This window comes from Pseudonocardia xishanensis, assembly GCF_039541715.1.
In the GTDB taxonomy this organism is placed as follows: Bacteria; Actinomycetota; Actinomycetes; order Mycobacteriales; family Pseudonocardiaceae; genus Pseudonocardia; species Pseudonocardia xishanensis.
Window position 1 is genome coordinate 18,543 of the sequence record NZ_BAABGT010000049.1, and the last position, 18,131, is coordinate 36,673.

17 protein-coding genes are annotated in these 18,131 nt (G+C 74.2%); 3 read left to right on the forward strand and 14 right to left on the reverse strand.

What is annotated here, in order from left to right; translation table 11 throughout:
• The 4 genes from ABD993_RS18715 to ABD993_RS18730 are packed head-to-tail and all read right to left on the reverse strand — an operon-like array spanning position 1 to position 3,646.
• Positions 1 to 357: a hypothetical protein gene (locus ABD993_RS18715; protein ID WP_345419790.1), complete on the reverse strand. Its 357-nt coding sequence runs from the start codon at positions 355 to 357 to the stop codon at positions 1 to 3.
• On the reverse strand, positions 354 to 3,131 hold the full coding sequence (locus ABD993_RS18720) for an FtsK/SpoIIIE domain-containing protein (protein WP_345419793.1): 2,778 nt from the start codon (positions 3,129 to 3,131) through the stop codon (positions 354 to 356). Before ABD993_RS18720 ends, ABD993_RS18715 begins: the two co-directional genes overlap by 4 nt.
• Positions 3,131 to 3,379 (reverse strand): hypothetical protein, encoded by a 249-nt coding sequence (locus ABD993_RS18725; protein WP_345419796.1) that lies wholly within the window; start codon positions 3,377 to 3,379, stop codon positions 3,131 to 3,133. The genes ABD993_RS18720 and ABD993_RS18725 overlap by 1 nt, the downstream gene beginning before the upstream one ends.
• A 6-nt stretch (positions 3,380 to 3,385) precedes the next feature.
• Complete coding sequence (locus ABD993_RS18730) at positions 3,386 to 3,646, reverse strand: hypothetical protein (protein WP_093082274.1); 261 nt, start codon at positions 3,644 to 3,646, stop codon at positions 3,386 to 3,388.
• 147 nt (positions 3,647 to 3,793) lie between these two features.
• On the opposite strand from ABD993_RS18730, the gene ABD993_RS18735 reads away from it, so the two are divergent.
• Complete coding sequence (locus ABD993_RS18735; RefSeq protein ID WP_345419802.1) at positions 3,794 to 5,089, forward strand: Nramp family divalent metal transporter; 1,296 nt, start codon at positions 3,794 to 3,796, stop codon at positions 5,087 to 5,089.
• A gap of 84 nt (positions 5,090 to 5,173) precedes the next feature.
• Here the strand turns inward: ABD993_RS18735 and ABD993_RS18740 are convergent, their stop codons facing one another.
• The 3 genes from ABD993_RS18740 to ABD993_RS18750 form a co-directional block, all read right to left on the reverse strand.
• A complete protein-coding gene (locus tag ABD993_RS18740) occupies positions 5,174 to 5,848 on the reverse strand; it encodes a DUF5134 domain-containing protein (RefSeq protein ID WP_345419805.1) in 675 nt (224 codons plus the stop codon).
• A gap of 288 nt (positions 5,849 to 6,136) precedes the next feature.
• Positions 6,137 to 7,648, reverse strand: coding sequence for a multicopper oxidase family protein (locus tag ABD993_RS18745; protein WP_345419808.1), 1,512 nt, complete (start codon positions 7,646 to 7,648; stop codon positions 6,137 to 6,139).
• Positions 7,645 to 8,211, reverse strand: a complete 567-nt coding sequence (locus tag ABD993_RS18750) for a hypothetical protein (protein ID WP_345419811.1) — start codon at positions 8,209 to 8,211, stop codon at positions 7,645 to 7,647. Before ABD993_RS18750 ends, ABD993_RS18745 begins: the two co-directional genes overlap by 4 nt.
• Positions 8,212 to 8,332: 121 nt before the next feature.
• Here ABD993_RS18750 and ABD993_RS18755 point away from each other — a divergent pair, with 121 nt between their 5' ends.
• Positions 8,333 to 9,238 (forward strand): SDR family oxidoreductase, encoded by a 906-nt coding sequence (locus ABD993_RS18755; RefSeq protein WP_425569046.1) that lies wholly within the window; start codon positions 8,333 to 8,335, stop codon positions 9,236 to 9,238.
• 4 nt (positions 9,239 to 9,242) lie between these two features.
• Here the strand turns inward: ABD993_RS18755 and ABD993_RS18760 are convergent, their stop codons facing one another.
• The 7 genes from ABD993_RS18760 to ABD993_RS18790 form a co-directional block, all read right to left on the reverse strand.
• On the reverse strand, positions 9,243 to 10,166 hold the full coding sequence (locus tag ABD993_RS18760) for an ABC transporter substrate-binding protein (protein WP_345419814.1): 924 nt from the start codon (positions 10,164 to 10,166) through the stop codon (positions 9,243 to 9,245).
• Entirely contained in the window at positions 10,163 to 10,912 is a 750-nt protein-coding gene (locus tag ABD993_RS18765) for an ABC transporter permease (RefSeq protein WP_345419817.1), read from the reverse strand. Before ABD993_RS18765 ends, ABD993_RS18760 begins: the two co-directional genes overlap by 4 nt.
• A 70-nt stretch (positions 10,913 to 10,982) precedes the next feature.
• Positions 10,983 to 11,633, reverse strand: a complete 651-nt coding sequence (locus ABD993_RS18770; protein ID WP_345419820.1) for an ABC transporter permease — start codon at positions 11,631 to 11,633, stop codon at positions 10,983 to 10,985.
• Positions 11,633 to 12,697, reverse strand: coding sequence for an ABC transporter ATP-binding protein (locus tag ABD993_RS18775; protein ID WP_345419823.1), 1,065 nt, complete (start codon positions 12,695 to 12,697; stop codon positions 11,633 to 11,635). Before ABD993_RS18775 ends, ABD993_RS18770 begins: the two co-directional genes overlap by 1 nt.
• A gap of 144 nt (positions 12,698 to 12,841) precedes the next feature.
• Entirely contained in the window at positions 12,842 to 15,703 is a 2,862-nt protein-coding gene (locus tag ABD993_RS18780) for a putative bifunctional diguanylate cyclase/phosphodiesterase (RefSeq protein ID WP_345419826.1), read from the reverse strand.
• Positions 15,704 to 15,956: 253 nt separating this feature from the next.
• The gene (locus ABD993_RS18785; protein WP_345419829.1) at positions 15,957 to 17,144 is read right to left on the reverse strand and encodes an NAD(P)-dependent malic enzyme; all 1,188 of its coding nucleotides are present in this window, start codon (positions 17,142 to 17,144) and stop codon (positions 15,957 to 15,959) included.
• A 176-nt stretch (positions 17,145 to 17,320) separates the two neighbouring features.
• On the reverse strand, positions 17,321 to 17,629 hold the full coding sequence (locus tag ABD993_RS18790; protein ID WP_345419832.1) for a S26 family signal peptidase: 309 nt from the start codon (positions 17,627 to 17,629) through the stop codon (positions 17,321 to 17,323).
• 84 nt (positions 17,630 to 17,713) lie between these two features.
• On the opposite strand from ABD993_RS18790, the gene sodN reads away from it, so the two are divergent.
• A complete protein-coding gene (sodN, locus tag ABD993_RS18795; RefSeq protein ID WP_345419835.1) occupies positions 17,714 to 18,121 on the forward strand; it encodes a superoxide dismutase, Ni in 408 nt (135 codons plus the stop codon).
• Positions 18,122 to 18,131 lie beyond the last annotated feature (10 nt).

Here is an 18,131-nt window from a genome sequence, read left to right on the forward strand (position 1 = left end):
CTAGCGCCGGAAGCCGAAGCGCGTGCGGTGCACCAGCGCCATCAGCGCAGCGTGCGCCTCGTACATCTCCTGCTCGTACCGTGTGAGCCGGGCGGGATCGGCCTCGGGATCGGGCCGGGGGAAGCGCGGGACCGTCATCCAGGGCTCGGACCACAGCGCGTCCAGCGCGGTCTCCCAGTGGGTGCGCACGGCGAGCTCGCTCATCGCGACCCGCTCCCCGACCCGACCCATCCGGTCGTCGAGCACGGCGAGCTGCCGCTCGAGGGCCGCGGCGCGGACCTCGTCCTGCGCACGCAGCTCCTCCGCCACGGCGGTGATCTTGCGGATCTCGGCCCGGTAGTCGTCCGCCGCGGTCACGACGGCTCCTCCCCCGTCGCGTCCGGACCGGGCACCAGCACGACCTCCGGCCGGGCGTGCTGCGAGCGGTCGAAGAACAGGCCTCGGCCGGGCCGGGGGGCCCAGCTGATCGCGGTCATCGACGCGAAGGGGGCCAGCTCGGCGCCCTGCACGTCCAGCCCGATCCAGGCCCCGACGTCGTCCGGGCTCGCGGACATCGTCAGCAGCTGCTTGAGGCGCATCGGCGAGCGCCACCACCCGACGACGTGCACTCCCACCTCCGGCCCGAAGCGGACCACCGTGCGCAGGGCCTCCGTGCCACTGCGCTCCAGCAGCGGGTCCGCGGCGTCCGCGCCCTGGACCAGCAGGAACACCGGGCTGCGGTCGCCGCCCGCGGCCCGGGCGCGCACCTCGCCCGCGAGCTCCTCGACCGCCGCGCGGAATTCGGTGAGCGGGACCGTGGTCACGGCGTCCCCCCGGTCGCCGAGCGCACGCCGCAGGGCGGACGGGACCGCCTCCGGCTCACCGACGAGCGGGGCCACCAGGAACCGGGCACCCGGCGCGGTGGCGGTCGCCGCGAGCGACAGGGCCGCGGCCACCAGCACCCGGACGGCGTCGGCGCTGCCGCCGAGGATCGCGACGTTGCGCCCCGGGGCGTCCGGCAGCCGGACGCTCGCCGGGTTGCCGTCCATGTCGATCACCTGCCCGAGCACCGCGAGCGGGACGTCCGAGACCAGGTCCTCCAGCAGGTCCGCGAGCGCAGGCGAGCGGGCGCCGTCGAACACCCGCGGCCGCTCCGCGGGGAACTCCGCGAAGGCCTGCTTCTGGACCTCGACCACCGCCGAGCCCGCGCCCGCCTCCGGGATCCGGACGATCTCGTTGGCGTGCTTGATCCCGGACTCGTGGTTGATCACCGCGTGCCAGCGGGGCAGGCTCAGCGCCGCGTCGTTGAGGTTCGCCAGCACCCGCCGGGCGCGCGGCAGCGCGATGCGCAGCACGAACTGCTCGAAGATCGCGGGCCTGCCCCAGAACGCCTCGATGCCGGAGACGTCCTGGCTGGCGAACACGAGGTGGATGCCCTGCGAGCGGCCGCGCCGGGCGACGTCCTCGAGCAGGTTCGTCGCCCGCTTCGCCAGCTGGTCGTTCTCGGCGAACAGGTACTGGAACTCGTCGATGACCGCGACGATCCGCGGCCACCGGTCCTCCTGGCCGTCGATCCCGCGCAGCTCCTGCAGCTTCGTGACCTCGTGCGCCTTCGCGACGTCCGCGCGGCGGCGCATCTCGTCGGCCAGGAACTGCAGCAGCGCCAGCCCGAACTCGCGGTCGGTGTTGACGTTGATCCCGATCAGCTTGGCGTGCGGCAGCCACGAGGAGTTCCGGCGGCCGGGCGCGAACTGCGCGAAGGACACGCCCTCCTTGAAGTCCAGCAGGTAGAAGTGCAGCTGGTCCGGCCGGTAGCGGGCCGCCAGCGAGCCGATCATGCCGAGCAGCAGGTTCGTCTTGCCCGAGCCGCTCGGCCCACCGATCAGGGCGTGGGGCGAGCTGTCGTCCAGCCGCAGCTCGACGGTGTTGCCGTCGTTGAAGCCGATGTGGGTCATCAGCCCGCCGGCGGAGCTGGCCCTCCGGCGGTCCTCCGGCGACACGACGAGATCGTCGAAGCTCTGGACCATGGCCCGCCACTGCTCGTGGGCCGCCGCGATCCCGGTGCACGCCGAGGTCAGCTCGGTGCGGTCCAGCTCGGGATCGGGCAGCACCTCGACCTCGGACCCGGTGATCGAGGCCCGCACCCCCTGCGCGGTGAACCGCACGGTCTCGACGGGCGCGGCGACGGTGATCGGCAGGTCGAGCAGGATGAGCTGGATCCCACAGGTCAGGCCGCTGCGCGCGATCCGCTGGAGTCTCCGCTGCTGCTCCTCGGGCAGCGCGGTGCGGTTGCCCGCCACCACGACGACCGTCCAGGGCTCGCTGCGCCGCTTCTCCTGCGCGGCGGAGTGTGCGGCCAGCGACGCGTGTCCCTCCGCCACGAGCACCCGCTGGTTCACCTGGCGGATCCGGGCTGCCAGCTCCTCCAGCAGGTCGTCCAGCCGGTTGGGGTCGTGGGCGACCAGCATGTCCGTTCGGGACAACGGGTGCAGCGCGGGGAACAGGCTGTACTGGCTGCCGTCCCAGACGTCCACGCGCACGACCCCCGGCCGGAAGCTGGACAGCACCCGCATGAGCAGCCGCTCCACCAGCGCCTCGGCCTGCGCACGCGTGTCCGGGACGCTGTCGACCCGCAGGTGCGCCTCGTCCAGGAACGGGATCGCGACGGGGAACTCGGGGCCGCCCTGCAGCCGCCCGGACCCGATCCGCCACAGGCTCGGGAAGCCGTCGAGGCCGTCCTTGGCGCGTTCCTCGCTCCGCGTCCGGCCGCTGTGGGGCGGCAGCGGCACGTCGCCCAGCCACGCGGTCCCGGGGTCTCCGGCGGCTCCCGTCGCGTGGTCCGCGACGATCCGCGCCAGCTCCCGCGGGCTGTCGTCCCCCCACCCGGCCAGCGCCGCGCGCCGCTCCGCCTGCGCCTGCGCGACCACGGGGGCGAGCAGCGGGGACCGGACGGTGCGCGCCAGGCCCGGGTCCCGGGCGGCCGCCTCGATCCCCTCGCGCCGCAGCCACAGATCGACCATCGCCACGGCCTGGCGGCGGACCGCCTCCTCGCGCAGGTCCCCCGCCGCGCCGAGCACCCGCGCGGCCGCGGCGTGGAACGCGTCGAACGCCGCGGTGACGCGCTCGCGCTTCGCCTTCCTGCCAGGGGCCACTACAGCCGGGCCCCGAGGCCGCTGACCAGCTCGCTCGCCTCGTGGAGGGCAGCCATCACCGTCTCGACCTCCTCGCCCGCCTCGGCCAGGTGCTCCGCGGGCAGGTCAGTGCCGGACCGCTCCGCCAGCTCCCCCAGGATGCGCGCCGCCTCGGCGATCCGCTCGGCGGCGACCTGCGCGTGCCCGCGCGCCTCGACGGCCAGCCCGGTCACCCCGTCGAGCGCGGCCCGCAGCTCCCCGATGGACATCAGTGTCTAGAGTCGCGCGGAGACGCCCTCGGCGGCCTCCATGGCCGCGTTGACCGCCTGCTGCACGTCGCCGATCTTGCTCGCGGCGTCCGCGAAGTAGGCGTTGGCCTGCTCGACGTCGCTCTGGCTGCTGCCCTCGGTCACCTGCGCCAGCGCGGTCTGCGCCTGCTCGATGCAGTCCTGCGCCTGCTGCAGCGCGCCCAGGCTCTCCGACGCCCTGTCGTTGGCCTGCGCGATCCCGGACCGGACCTCTTCGATGCTCGCCACGGCTGCGGTCGTCCTTCTCTTCGGGCTGGATCTCGGTGACAACGTACAGCCCCCGGCCCACCACCGTCGTGAAGCCTCCGTCATGCGGGACAGACCGGACATCCTTACCGTGACACGCAACACCGGGGTCGGCGACGGGGAGCGGCGATGAGCACCGAACAGCAGGTCACGACCGAGCCCGCGCCGCCCGTCGGGTTCGGCGCGAAGATCAGGCAGGTGGGTCCGGGGCTGCTCGCCGCGGCCACCGGCGTCGGCGCCGGGGACCTGGTCGCCACGATGGTCGCGGGCGCCCGCTTCGGCACGGTGCTGCTGTGGGCGGCGATCCTCGGCACGGTCCTCAAGCTCGCCCTCGGCGAGGGCGTCGGGCGCTGGCACCTCGCCTCCGGCACCACCCTGCTCGACGGCTGGCGGCGGCTCGGGCGCTGGGCGACCGTGTTCTTCGGGATCTACATCGTGGTGTGGGGCTTCGTCTACGGCGCCACCGCGATGTCCGCCGTCGGGCTCCCGCTCAACGCGCTGTTCGGCGGCCTGTCGGTGCGGTACTGGGCGATGATCGCCGGCGTGCTCGGCGTGGCCCTGGTGTGGACGCAGCGCTACGCCTTCTTCGAGAAGTTCATGACCGTCCTGGTGCTGATCAAGTTCGCCACCGTCGTCTCCATCGCGGTGCTGGTCGCGCCGGACCTGGGCGACCTGGCGTCCGGGCTGGTCCCGCGGCTGCCCGAGGGGTCCACGGTCTACGTGCTCGGCCTCATCGGCGGGGTCGGCGGCACGATCACCATGGCCGCCTACGGCTACTGGATGTTCGCCAAGGGCTGGAAAGGCACCGGCTGGCTGTCCATGATGCGGCTGGACAACGCCGTCGGGTACGTCATGACGGGCATCTTCGTGGTCGCGATGCTGGTCGTCGGCTCCACGATGCTGCTGGGCCAGAACCTCACCGAGTCCGACAGCGGCCTGCTGACCCTGGGCACCGCGCTCGACGAGCGCTACGGCGGCTGGGCCCGCATCCTCTTCCTGGTCGGCTTCCTCGCCGTGACCTCGACGTCCCTGCTCGGGGTCTGGAACGGCGTCTCGCTGATGTTCACGGACTGGACCCGCGCGATCCGGCTGCCCCACGGCAGGGCCGCGGACGACGGCGACGCGATGGAGCGCTTCGCCTCGGGCGAGGCGGAGCGGTCGCTGCCCTTCCGCGGCTACCTGCTGTGGCTGACGATCCCGCCGATGGGCCTGCTGTTCATCGACAAGCCCTTCGGCCTCACCCTGGTCTACGGCGTGCTCGGCTCGGTGTTCATGCCCTTCCTCGCGATCACCCTGATGCTGTTGCTCAACTCGAAGCGGGTCACCGGGAGGGGCCGCTCGGGCTGGCTGTCCAACCTCGTCCTGGGCGCGGCGTCGGCGCTGTTCCTCGCCCTGCTCGTGACGGACGTCGCCAACCGGTTCTAGTGCTCCCGGGAGACCGGGGTCGGCGACGGTCGTCGGCGGTGCTTGCACCTCGCCGTGTGGTGCGTGGCCCGGCGGTTGCGCCGCTCAGATCATGGTCAACAGCATGACGGCCATCGCGGCGGCCATCACCAGGTGCGCGACCGCGGCGGTCTGGGGGGTGCGCAGGGCGCCGAGGGTGCTGCCCTCGGCGGCGGGCGCGTGGGCGGCGCAGCCGGGGACCACCGACGCCGTCTCGACCGCCGGGGCGGGGGCGCCCACGGTGACCGGCTGCGGGACCGCGAGGCGGGCCCGGCGGGCCATCGCGAACCGGTCCCCGCAGCGCATGACGTGCCAGGCGAAGTAGCCCGCCAGCCCGATCGCGACGAAGGACGCCCAGGCGCCCGGGCCTGCGACCCCGCCGCCGTGGTGGGCGTGCGCTCCGGCGGCTCCGCCTGCTTCGGCCTGCAGGCCGACCCCGAGCATGAACAGCATCGCGACACCGCAGACGACGTGGTGCCCGGCGTCGTCCGCGACGAGCCCGGTCCGCAGCACGGAGGCCGCGAACCAGGCCGCGCTGAGTGCGAACACCGCGATCCAGACGGCGGGCGGCACGGGGTCACCGACGGGCGAGAACATCGCGGCCATGCCGAAGCCCATCGCCGCGTGCGAGGCCTCGCCGACGACGGACCGGCCGTCCCGCCGAGCGGTGACCAGCCGGAGCAGGTGCAGCAGGCCCAGACCGAGGGAGACGGCGGCGAGCAGAGCGGTGAACCAGGCCATGTACGGGTCGACTCCCTCGCGCGGCGGAACTCGTCGGTCGTGTCGGAGAGTAGGCGGAACGGAGCAGTCGAATCCACTCCGTACTCACCCGTCCACACCCTGTGACCAGGGGCGCGGCCCAGCCAGATTACGGATCGATGACCGGAATGGAACCGCTCGAGGGCGTCCGGACATTGCCGCCCTGCTCGTATGACGGCCCCATGACCGACCGTGTGGCGATCGTGAACCCGGAATCACCGGACATTCGGCTGCGCGTGAGCGATGTGGCCCGTCTCACACAACGTGGGGTCACCGCGTGCGCACGGTCGCCATCATGGCCATGTCCTCGTGCTCGAGGTTGTGGCAGTGCATCACGTACCGGCCCGCGTAGTCGGTGAAGCGTACGGCGACGTCCACGATCTCGCCCGGTCGGACGTCCACCGTGTCCTTCCAGCCGCCGTCGGACGGGCCGGGGCCCGCGCCGTTGCGCGCGAGCACCTGGAACGGGTCCAGGTGGACGTGCACGGGGTGGTGGACGTCGGTGCGGAAGCGCCAGACCTCGGTCTCGCCGAGCCGGGTGTCGGCCTGCGAGCCGTCCGGGTCGAAGGGCCGCCCGTTGATCGTCCAGCCGCGGTGGTCCCCGGTCGTCCCGCGGCGGAACACGAACTCCCGCCTGACGGGGCCCGGGACGAGGGTCTCCACCTCGGACAGCCGGGCGGGGACCGCCGAGTCGTCGCGGGCGGCGCGGACCACGCGGAACCGCAGGACCTCACGGGTCCCGCCGGTGCCGAGCAGGTTCACCAGGGTCACCTCGGTGCCGACGGGGACCTGCCCGAAGTCGACGACGACGTCGAACCGCTCCCCCGGCGCCACGTCCAGGCTCCGGTGGGTGACGGGCGCGGCGAGCAGGCCGCCGTCGGACCCGATCTGGACGATCGGCAGGGCGGGCTCGAAGGCCAGCGAGAAGCGTCGGGCGTTGGCGGCGTTGAGCAGCCGCAGCCGGTGCCGGGCGGCGTCGACCTCGGCGACCGGCCAGGGGGCGCCGTTGACCAGGATGCAGTCGCCGAGCACACCCTCCATCCACTCGGGGTCGACGCCGGGGACGCGCCGCAGGGAGCGGTCGAGGGCGGGGTAGGCGAACTGCGCGTCCGCGTCGAAGGAGCGGTCGCAGACGACCAGCGGGATCTCCCGGTCGCCGCGGGGCAGCGGCAGGGCGTCCTCGACCTCGTCCCGCACCAGGTGCAGCCCGGCGAGTCCCTTGTAGACCGCCGGTCCGGTGAAGTCCATCCGGTGGTCGTGGTACCAGAGCGTGGCGGCCCGCTGGTTCTGCGGGTAGTGGTGGTCCCGGGTGCCGTACGCGAGGTCGCCGGGCATGTGCGCGTGGCTCGGGGTCTCCCCGACGGGCAGCAGCAGGTCGAGCGGCCAGCCGTCGGACTCCGGCGGGGTGTGGCCGCCGTGCAGGTGCGCGACGGTCGGGACGGGCAGCTCGTTGCGGTGCCGGACGGTCACGGGTCGGCCCGTGCGGGTCTCGATCGTCGGACCGGGGAAGGTGCCGTCGTAGCCCCAGACCGTGGTGCGGGTACCGGGGAGGATCTCGACGTCCGCGACGCGCTGGACGATCTCGATCTCGGTGCCGGTCCGTGTGGCCGGGCGGGGCAGCGGCACGGTGTACGGCGCGGGCAGCGGGTGGGCGCTGCGCAGGACGTCGCCGGTCTGGCCGGGCGGGGTGTCGATGCCGAGCGCCCCGCAGCCCGCGAGGGCGGCGGTGCCGCCCGCGGCGGCGAGGACGCCGAGGAAGCCGCGGCGGGAGAGGCGGTTCATCGGCGCCCCTCCGGGGCCTGCGGCGCGGCGGGGTCCGGCGACGCGGCCGGACGCGGCCCGGCCGGGGTCTGCGGCGCGGTCGGGGTCGGGGCGGCGGGGTGCTCGAGCGCCGGGTGGTCGGGCGCCGGGTGGTCGGGCGCCGGGTGGTTGGGCGCAGCCGGGGTGCGGCGGCCGCGCGGGCGCGCTGCCCACGGGGTCCACGCCCACGCCGCGAGCAGGATCGAGCCCGTCACGATCAGCACGCCGAGCGGGATGTGCAGGTTCAGCAGCCCGGCGAACCCGAACCCGATCTGCAGGCCCTCGGCGAGGAACAGCGCGACCGTGACCGGCAGGATCCACAGCCGCCCGCGGCCGCCCAGGACGTGGAGCAGGGCCGCGCCGACCAGCAGCAGCCCGACGGCGGCGAGTGCCGACCCGACGGCGCCGTGCACCGCGATCGCGTCGACGTCGCCGGAGAGGAACAGCCCGGCCAGCACCGGCTGGCCGAGCACCGCGAGCACGTGCACGGTGAGCAGGATCCGCAGCAGCCACAGCGTGGCGCGGGGTCGGTGTGGTTCGGTCACGTCACGAGACGCTACGAACGTGCTGGTCAGCGGGGATCCGGGCGCAACCCCGACCCGCCCCTGAACCGGGCCCCGGATTCCCTGACCGCCGCTGTCAGGGATCGGCGCCAGGATCGTGGTCGTGAACGATCTGCGGGGCAGGGTGGCATGGGTGGCGGGGGCGACCCGGGGGGCGGGGCGCGGGATCGCGCTGGAGCTGGCGGCGGCGGGGGCGACGGTCTACGCGACCGGGCGCACCACTCGGGAGCGTCCCTCCGAATCCGGGCGGAGCGAGACGATCGAGGAGACCGCCGAGCTGGCGGCGGGCCTCCCGGGGACGGTGCACGCCGTGCGCGTGGACCATCTGGAGTCGGCCGAGGTGGCCGCCCTGGCCGCCCGGATCGACGCCGAGCAGGGCCGGCTGGACGTGCTGGTCAACGACATCTTCGGCGGCGACCCGCTGCTGGAGTGGGAGACCCCGGTCTGGGAGCACTCGCTGGAGAACGGGCTGCGGATGCTGAGGCTGGCGATCGACACCCACCTCGTCACGGCGCACCATGCGTTCCCGCTGCTCAGTAGGCACGAGGGCGGGCTGGTCGTGGAGGTCACCGACGGCACCGCGGAGTACAACGCGGACAACTACCGGCTCTCGGTCTACTACGACCTGTCCAAGATGGCGCCGATCCGCCTCGCCCGCTCATGGGCGCACGAGCTGCCGACCGCCACCTCGGTGGCGGTGACACCGGGCTGGCTGCGCAGCGAGGCCATGCTGGACCACTTCGGCGTCACCGAGCAGACCTGGCGGGACGCGCTGGAGCGCGAGCCGCACTTCGCCATCTCGGAGACCCCGCGGTTCGTCGGCCGCGGGATCGCCGCGCTCGCCGCGGACCCGCGGCGGGCCCGCTGGAACGCCCGGTCGACGTCGAGCGGGGAGCTCGCCCGGGTCTACGGTCTGTCCGACCTGGACGGCTCCCGACCCGACGCCTGGCGCTACCTGGTGGAGGTGCAGGATCCCGGCGAGCCCGCCGACACGACGGGCTACCGGTAGTCCGTCAGACGCCGTTCTTCGCCAGCCAGTCCTTCGCGACCTGGTCCAGGTTGGGCTTGTCCGCGCCGTTGGCCGTGGTGTTGAGCTCCAGCAGCCCCTCGGTGGTCAGCTTGGCCTGGACGGCGTTGAGGATCTGCTTGACCTGGTCCGACGCCTTGGCCGAGTTGATCAGCGGGACGACGTTCTGCGCGGCGAAGTTGCTCTTCGGGTCCTCGAGCACCACGAAACCGTTGGCCTCGATGGCCGGGTCCGTGGTGAACAGGTCCGCGGCCTGGACCTGGCCGTCCGCCAGGGCCTTCACCGTGACGGGGCCGCCCGCGTCGAGCGCGGTGTAGCCCTTGAACGTGACGCCGTAGGTCTTCTGCAGGCCGGGGATGCCGTCCGGGCGGGTCTGGAACTCCGACGGGCCGCCGAAGGTCACGGTGCCCGCCAGCGGGGCGAGGTCCGCGATGGACTTCAGGTTGTTCTGCTGGGCGAACGCCTGGGTGACGACCACGGCGTCCTTGTCCTCCGCCGCCGCCTTGTCCAGCACGGTCAGCGGAGCCGGGACCGCCGTCTGCAGCGCGGTGTACACGGCGTCCGGCTCGGTCTCCGCGGCGTCCTTCTTGATGTACTGCAGCAGGGTGCCCGTGTACTCGGGGACCATGTCGATCGAGCCGTCCGTGAGCGCGGGGTAGTAGACCTCGCGGCTCCCGATCGGCGGGGTGATCTCGACCTGCACGCCCTTGGCCTGCAGCGCCTGCCCGTAGATCTGGGCCAGGAGCTGGCTCTCGGTGAAGTCCGCGGAGCCGATCCGGATGGTGTCGCCCGCGGCGGGGGCCTGGCTCGCGCCACCGCCGACCGGGTTGCCCCCGCCGCCGCAGGCGGTCAGGCCGAGCACGGCGGCCGCCCCCGCGGCGACCAGGGAGAGGGAACGTCTGAGGGTCACGGTGTTGCTCCTGCTTTTTCGGGGATCGGTTCGGGTTCGGGTGTGGGTTCAGAGCTCTTGCCGGTGATCTCGGCGGTCGGCGAGCGCCGTCCGCCGCCGCGCAGCCCGGGCGAGACGACGGCGCGCTGCACCAGCGCCAGCAGTCCCTCCACGGTCAGTGCGAGCAGGGCGACGAGGATCGCGCCCGCTGCCATCTGGGAGTAGTCGAGCGACTTGAGCCCGTCGATCAGCAGCCTGCCCAGGCCGCCGAAGCTGACGTAGGCGGCCACCGCCGCGGTGGCGATGACCTGCAGCGCCGCCGCCCGCAGCCCGCCGAGGATCAACGGAAGCGCGTTCGGGAACTCGACCTTGGTGAGGATCTGCCCCTCGCGCATGCCCATGCCACGGGCGGCGTCCACCGCGCCGGCGTCCACGTTCCGCACGCCGGCGTAGGTCCCGGCGAGCAGGGGCGGGACGGCGAGCACGGCGAGGGCGATCGTGACCGGCAGCAGGTCGATGCCCATCAGCAGGACCAGCAGGGTCAGCAGACCCAGCTCGGGCAGGGCCCGCATGCCGTTGGCGACGCCGACGACGAGGAACCCGCCCCTGCGCGTGTGCCCCACCAGCGCGCCCAGCGGGATCGCGACGACGGCGCCGAGCGCCAGGGCGAGCACCGAGTAGAACAGGTGCTCCCCGATCCGCGCCGGGATGCCGGTGGGCCCGGACCAGTGGGACGCGTCGAACAGGTAGGAGAACAGCAGGCTCACCGCTCGTCCTCGCTTCGCTGGGCCTGCGCTTCGCCCAGGCGCTGTGCCCGTGGTTCGCGCGCACGCTCGCTCACGCTCCCACCCCCGTCCGCGTCCACGGCGTGGCGAACCGCCCGGCCAGGACCAGCAGCCCGTCCACCACCAGGGCCAGGGCCACGATCAGGACGATGCCGGTGAGGATCTCCGTGGGGAAGTCCCGCTGGTAGCCCTCGGTGAACAGCTGCCCCAGCCCGCCGACGCCGATCAGCGCGCCGACCGAGACCAGGCTGATGTTGGACACCGCGGCCACCCGCAGCCCCGCGACCAGCACCGGGACCGCCAGCGGCAGCTCCACGGACACGAACCGCCTGCCGGGCTTGTAGCCCATCGCGGTGGCCGCGGCGACGACGAGCGAGGGCACGGCGGCCAGCGCGTCCGACACGGACCGGACGAGCAGCGCGACCGTGTAGATGGTCAGCGCCACCACGACGTTCAGCGGGTCGAGGATCTGCGTGCCGAGCAGCGCGGGCAACACGATGAACACCGCGAGCGACGGGATCGTGTAGAGCACGCCGGCCGCCGGGATGAGCACGGCCCGCAGGCTCGGGTTGCGGCTGGCGAGCCAGCCGAGCGGCACCGCGATGACGAGCCCGACCAGCACCGGGATCAGGGCCAGCACGGTGTGCACGCCGAGCAGCCGGACGATCAGGTCGGTGTTGCGTGGGATCCAGTCCCAGACCATCAGGCGGCCTCGCGGGAGGCGGCCAGGGCGGCGAGCACGGCGTCCGTGGAGATGGACCCCGCGACGCGGCCGCGGTCGTCCACCGCGACGCCCTGCCCCGAGGGCGAGGACAACGCCGAGTCCAGCGCGCTGCGCAGCGACCCGGAGCCCGCCTGGTGCAGGGTCCCGCCCGGGATGACCGCCGCCTCGTCGACGACGCCGGCGCTCGACACCCAGCCGATCGGCCGGTCCTCGCCGTCCACCACGAGGGTCCAGCCCCCGGTGGCGGTGCCGCCGACGCGGACCGGGTGCAGCGTGCCCAGCGGCACCTCCTGCTCCAGGAACCCGAGCGTGCGGTACCCGCGGTCCCGGCCGACGAACCCGTCCACGAAGTCGTCCGCCGGGCGGGCGAGCAGCTCCGCGGGTGAGGCGTACTGGGCGAGGTGGCCGCCGGTGCGGAACACGGCGACCTTGTCCCCCAGCTTCACCGCCTCGTCGATGTCGTGGGTGACGAACACGATCGTCTTGCCCAGGTCCTCCTGCAGCCGCAGCAGCTCGTCCTGCAGGCTCTCCCGGACGACCGGGTCCACGGCACTGAACGGCTCGTCCATCAGCAGCACGGGCGGGTCCGCGGCCAGCGCGCGCGCCACCCCGACGCGCTGCTGCTGCCCGCCGGACAGCTGCGCCGGGTAGCGCTTGGCCATCTCCGCGCCGAGCCCGACGATGTCCATCAGCTCCTCGGCGCGCTCCCGCGCCTTCTGCTTGGACCAGCCGAGCAGCAGCGGGACCGTGGCGATGTTGTCCCGGATCGTCTTGTGCGGGAACAGCCCCGCCTGCTGGATGACGTACCCGATGCCGCGCCGCAGGTCGGCCGGGTGACCGGCCATGACGTCCTTCCCGTCCACCGTGATCGTGCCCTCGGTGGGCTCGATCATGCGGTTGATCATGCGCAGCGACGTGGTCTTCCCGCAGCCGGACGGGCCCACGAACACCGTGATGCGGCCGGACTCGACGGTGAGGTCCAACCCGTCCACTGCGACCGTGCCGTCGGCGAAGCGCTTCGTGACGCCCCGGAACTCGATCACCCGGGATCCCCTCGTCGGCGGCGACCGCCTACCGGACGCCGTGGTCCCGAGAGGCTAACCGGCCCCACCGACATCAGCGACACGAATGGCGGACCGTGATCCCATCGGGACCGGTCCGGACAGCGACCACCTGGTGGACCCCGGTCAGGCGCCGAGGGCGCGGGCCGGGGTGGCCAGCCTGCCGCCGGCGAGGGTGCGCCGCAGGGCGTCGGGCGCCAGCGGGCGGGCGAAGAGCCAGCCCTGGTAGGCGTCCACCCCCAGGCCGCGCAGCACGTGGAACTGCTCGGCGGTCTCGACGCCCTCGGCGACCGTGGTGCGCCCCAGCGCCCGGGCCATGTCGACGACGGCGCGGGCGACCGCGAAGTCCGCCGGGTCCGCCGCGACGCCCGTGACGAACGCCCGGTCCACCTTCACCGTCTGCGCGGGCAGCTGCTTGAGCCGGGCCAGCGAGGAGTAGCCGGTGCCGAAGTCGTCGACCGCGAAGCGGACGCCACGGTCGGCCAGCTCGGCCATCGCGTCGAGCGCGGCCTGCGGCAGCGCGACCAGGCTGGTCTCGACCAGCTCCAGGATCAGCCGGTTCCAGCCCAGCTCCGCGGCCTCGACGGCGGCGGTCACCTCGGTCAGGAAGGCCGGGTCGCCGGGCAGCAGCCCGGCCAGGTTCACCGCGACCGCGGCCGGCGTGGGCCAGCCCGCGGCCTCCCGCGCGGCCGTGCGCAGCACCCAGAGGTCGAGGTCGCGCATCATCCCGGCGCGCTCGGCGACCGGCAGGAACTCACCGGGGCCGATCATCCCGCGCTCCGGGTGCGGCCAGCGGACCAGCGCCTCCGCCGACAGGACGGTGCCGTCCGGGCCGACGACGGGCTGGTACTCCAGGGTGAGGCCGTTCCCGTCGCTCTCGGCGATCGCCGCGCGCAGCTCGGCCTCCAGCTCCAGCTGTCGGTCCGCGGAGGCGACCACCGACGGCGACGCCACGACGACGCCGCCGCGGCCCGCGCGCTTGGCGTGCTGCATCGCGACCTCGGCGTAGCGGAGCAGGTCGGCGGCGGCGACCTCGGGATCGCGCACGGCGGGCGCCTCGGCGTCCCCGGAGTCGCCGGAGTCCCCGGAGGCCCCTGAGTCCGTCGAGCGCTCGCCGCTGCACAGCAGGTCCGGGGTCACGACCCCCACCGACGCGGTGATGCGGACCGCGGTGCCGTGCACGGGCACGGTCGCGCGGAGCAGGCCGCCGACCGTCCGGGCCAGCGCCTCGGCGCCGCCGGTCAGCGCGTGGTCGGAGCAGAGCACCACGAACTGGTCCGCGGAGATCCGGGCGGCGGTGCAGGCGGCGGGCAGGCCGCGGCGCAGCCGGTCCGCGGTGTCGGCGAGCAGGTCGTCGCCCGCGTCGTGGCCGAGCGAGGAGTTGACCCGGGCGAAGTCGTCGAGGTCGCCGCACACGACGGCGACCCGGTCGCGACCGGCCCCGGTGAGCAGCTCCGCCAGCAGCGCCAGCGCGCCGGTCCGGCCCAGCAGGCCGGTCAGCTCGTCGTCCCCGGTCACCGGCGCGAGCGCGCGGCGCTCCGGGCGCGTCGCCGTGACCAGCCAGAACGGGTCCCCGGAGTCCGACGTCGACGCGCTCACGGCGACCCGGCAGGTCACCGGCGTGCCGTCCCCCCGCAGGAGGGTGACGGCCTCGAGCTTGTAGGCGGCGTCACCCGGCGCGACCCGGTGCAGCCAGGTCGGCAGCTCGGCGGGCCCGGTGTCCGGCTGGGCCTCGGCGTCCGCGGTGAGGGCGAGTGCGGTCCGGGCGCGCAGATCGTCTAGCGACCGGTCCAGCAGGGCGCAGAAGGCGGCGTTGGCGTCGACGATCCGACCGGCGGCGTCGACCAGGGCCACCCCATCCGCGACCGTGGACATCAACGCGGCGAACCGCTCCCGCGCGTGGTCGGTGCGGCGCTCGGCCGTGACGTCCCGGACCATGCCGACCAGCCGCTGCGCCGTGCCGTCCGGGCCCCGCTCGACGCGGGCGCGGCAGCTGAGCAGCCGGTCGGCCCCCGCCCGCAGCTCCAGCTCCTGCTCGGCCGCGGCGGTCCCCGTCCGCAGGCCGCGGCAGAGCTGGGCCACCAGCTCGCCCTCGATCGGGCCCAGCGGGCCGTCCGGGCGCACGCCGATCTCGGCGTAGAGCCGGTCGAGCGACGGGCTGCGCCGCAGGGTGGCCGTGGCCAGGTCGTAGCCCCAGGTGCCGACGCGGGCCAGACGCTCGAGCTCGGCGGTCCAGCGCCGGTCCGGCTCGCCCCCGAGCTCCACGAACAGCACGGCCCGCAGGATCGAGCCCGGGCGCTGCGTCTCCGGCCGCGGGACCCCGGGCAGGTCCCAGCGCACCACCCGGACCCGGACGGTCACGCCGTCGGCCCGCAGCAGGCGCGCGTCGTGGTCCGGTCCGCTGAGGATCCGCGGCAGCGGCAAGCCGAGCGGGTCGGCGCCGTGGTGCGCGGCGAGCCGCAGGAAGGCGGGGTTGACGCGCAGGATCCGGTCCGCACCGTCGCAGACGACGGCGGGCGCGGTGGGCAGCGGCACGACCTCGGCCCCTGCCCCGCGCAGTGCGACGGGCGGCAGCGCGGCCGTGCCGAACGCCGCGTCCCGCACCCCCGGCCGCACGCCGGGGTCGAGGGTCTCGGGCGGCAGTGCGTGCGGTCCGCTCAGCTGCTCGGGCCGGGCGACCACCTGCACGGCGCCGGGGTCGGTCCCGGCCTCCGACTCGGCGTCGGGGGCCTGCGGGTCGGCGCGGTCGGCGCGGTCGGCGCGGTCGGCGCGGGAGGTGGGCGCGGGACGCCGCGAGGCCGGGACCCGCCCGCCCGACGGCGCCGCCAGGGCCCGGGCGACCCGGTCGGCGAACCGCGCCTGCTCCGGCTCCGGCTCCGCCGACCGCGACCGCAGCAGGTCGGCCCGGCGCACCGGGTCGTACCCGTTCGTCCCGGTCACGCCGTGCTCGGTCGGGTCCGCGTCCACCGGCGCGCCCGTGGCGGGCACACCGGGGTCGACCTCCTCGTCACGTGCTCCGAAATCGCCCACCCGGTCCCCCCGTGTGCTCGAGTCGGCGCCTCGTTCGGAGAGGCGCCGTCACGGGGCACAACGAGCGACCACGGCACTCGATCCGGGCATCGTGCCCGAATGGCCGACATCAACCCGAGTGAGGTACGTCCCACCCGTCCACACAGTGTGATCGACTAGGCCGTCCGACGGAAGAACGCCAGGTACAGGCTTTATCGATCGTGACGGTCAGTCACTCGGCGGCGATCTCGGCGGCCGGATCACGCCGGGCCGCCGCCGCCACGGCCGCCGCGACCTCGGGGGCGACCCGCGGGTCGAACGCGCTGGGCACGATCCGGTCGACGGCGAGGTCGTCCGCCGCGACGGTGGAGATCGCCCGGGCCGCGGCCAGCTTCATCGACTCGGTGATCCGCCGGGCGCCCACGTCCAGCGCCCCGCGGAACACCCCCGGGAAGGCGAGCACGTTGTTGATCTGGTTCGGGAAGTCGCTGCGCCCGGTGGCGACGACGGAGGCGTACCGGGCCGCGAGCGCCGGGTGGACCTCCGGGTCCGGGTTGGACAGGGCGAACACGAACGGGTCCGGGGCCATCGTGGCCAGCAGCTCCTCGGGCAGCGTGGCGCTGGAGAGCCCGACGAACACGTCCGCGCCGTGCAGCGCCTCGGCGATCCCGCCGGTGATCCCGCGCGGGTTCGTCTCGGCGGCGAGCAGGGCCTTCTCCCCGCCCCGCCGCGCGTCGATGACGCCGCGGGAGTCCAGCACCACGACGTCCGACGCCCCGGCGGCGAGCAGGATCCGCGCACAGGCCACCCCCGCCGCGCCTGCGCCGGAGATGACGACCCGCAGAGACTGCAGCGCCCGCGCGGTGGCGGCGCAGGCCCCCTCCAGCGCGGCGAGCAGGACGATCGCGGTGCCGTGCTGGTCGTCGTGCATGACCGGGCAGTCCAGCGCCTCGACCAGCCTGCGCTCGAGCTCGAAGCAGCGGGGAGCCGAGACGTCCTCCAGGTTGACCGCGCCGAAGCTCGGCCGCAGCCGCACGAGCGTCTCGACGATCTCGTCGACGTCCGTGGTGTCCAGCACCAGCGGGATCGAGTCCAGCCCACCGAAGGTCTTGAACAGCGCGGACTTGCCCTCCATCACCGGCAGCGACGCGCGGGGGCCGATGTCCCCCAGGCCCAGGACGGCGGTCCCGTCCGAGACGACGGCGACGAGCCGGTCGGTCCAGGTGTACCGGCGGGCGAGGGCGGGCTCGGCGGCGATCGCCCGGCTGACCTCGGCGACGCCGGGGGTGTAGGCGATCGCGAGGTCGCGCGGGTCCCGCAGCGGGGCGGACAGGCCGGTGGAGAGCTTGCCGCCCTCGTGCGCGGCGAAGATCTCGTCCCGGGTCGGGGTGGGCAGGGTGCGCTCGGGCGAGAGGGTCACAGGGGACTCCGGAGGTCTCGGGTGCGGGGACGGGGGCCCACCGAGGGGCCTCCCACGCGTCGTGCACCTTCGGGCGGGGTCTCGCCGGACGGGTGCCGGACGGCCGGCTCGCTCGCCGGCCGCGGGTCGCGGCGGCACCGAGCTACGGCAGTCGGGTACTGGTCGACAACGGTACCTCAGAGCCGCCCCGGACGGGGCCACAACCGGCAGGTGACGACGGCCACCACCTCCGCGGGCCCCAACGTCCGCGAGTCGGTGGACCCGAAGGGGTTGTCACCCTCGACCCACCACTGCGCCCCCGCCGCGCGGACCGCCCGTTTCACCGACAGCTGCCCCGGCCGCGCCGACCAGCGGACCAGCACCACGTCCCCCGGTCGGGCGGTCCGGCCGAACCGGGCCAGCACGACGTCGCCGTCCGACAGCGCGGTCGACATGGACGGACCGCGCACCGTCACGCGCCGCCAGCGGATCGTTGCCGTGTCCATCACCCACCTCTCGCCGTGCCCCGCGGCCGACCCCGAGAGTAGGGTCGGAAGCCGCCAGACAAGATCACCACCAGGGAGGACCCGATGCGGCTGCCCCGCATTCTCCGCCCGCGGCTGGAGGCCACCGCGCACTGCGACCTCCCCTGCGGCGTGTACGACCCGGCCCAGGCCCGTATCGAGGCCGAGTCGGTCAAGGCCATCCAGGAGAAGTACCAGGGCAACGAGGACGCCTCGTTCCGCTCCCGCGCGATCGAGATCAAGGAGCAGCGCTCCGACCTCGTGAAGCACCACCTCTGGGTGCTGTGGACGGACTACTTCAAGCCGCCGCACTTCGAGAAGTACCCGGAGCTGCACGAGCTGTTCAACAAGGCCACCAAGGCCGCCGGTGCCGCGGGCACCAAGGGCTCCAACGACCCCAAGACGGGCCAGGAGCTGCTGGACTACATCGCCCAGATCGACAAGATCTTCTGGGAGACCAAGCAGGCCGCCTGAGTCGCAGCCC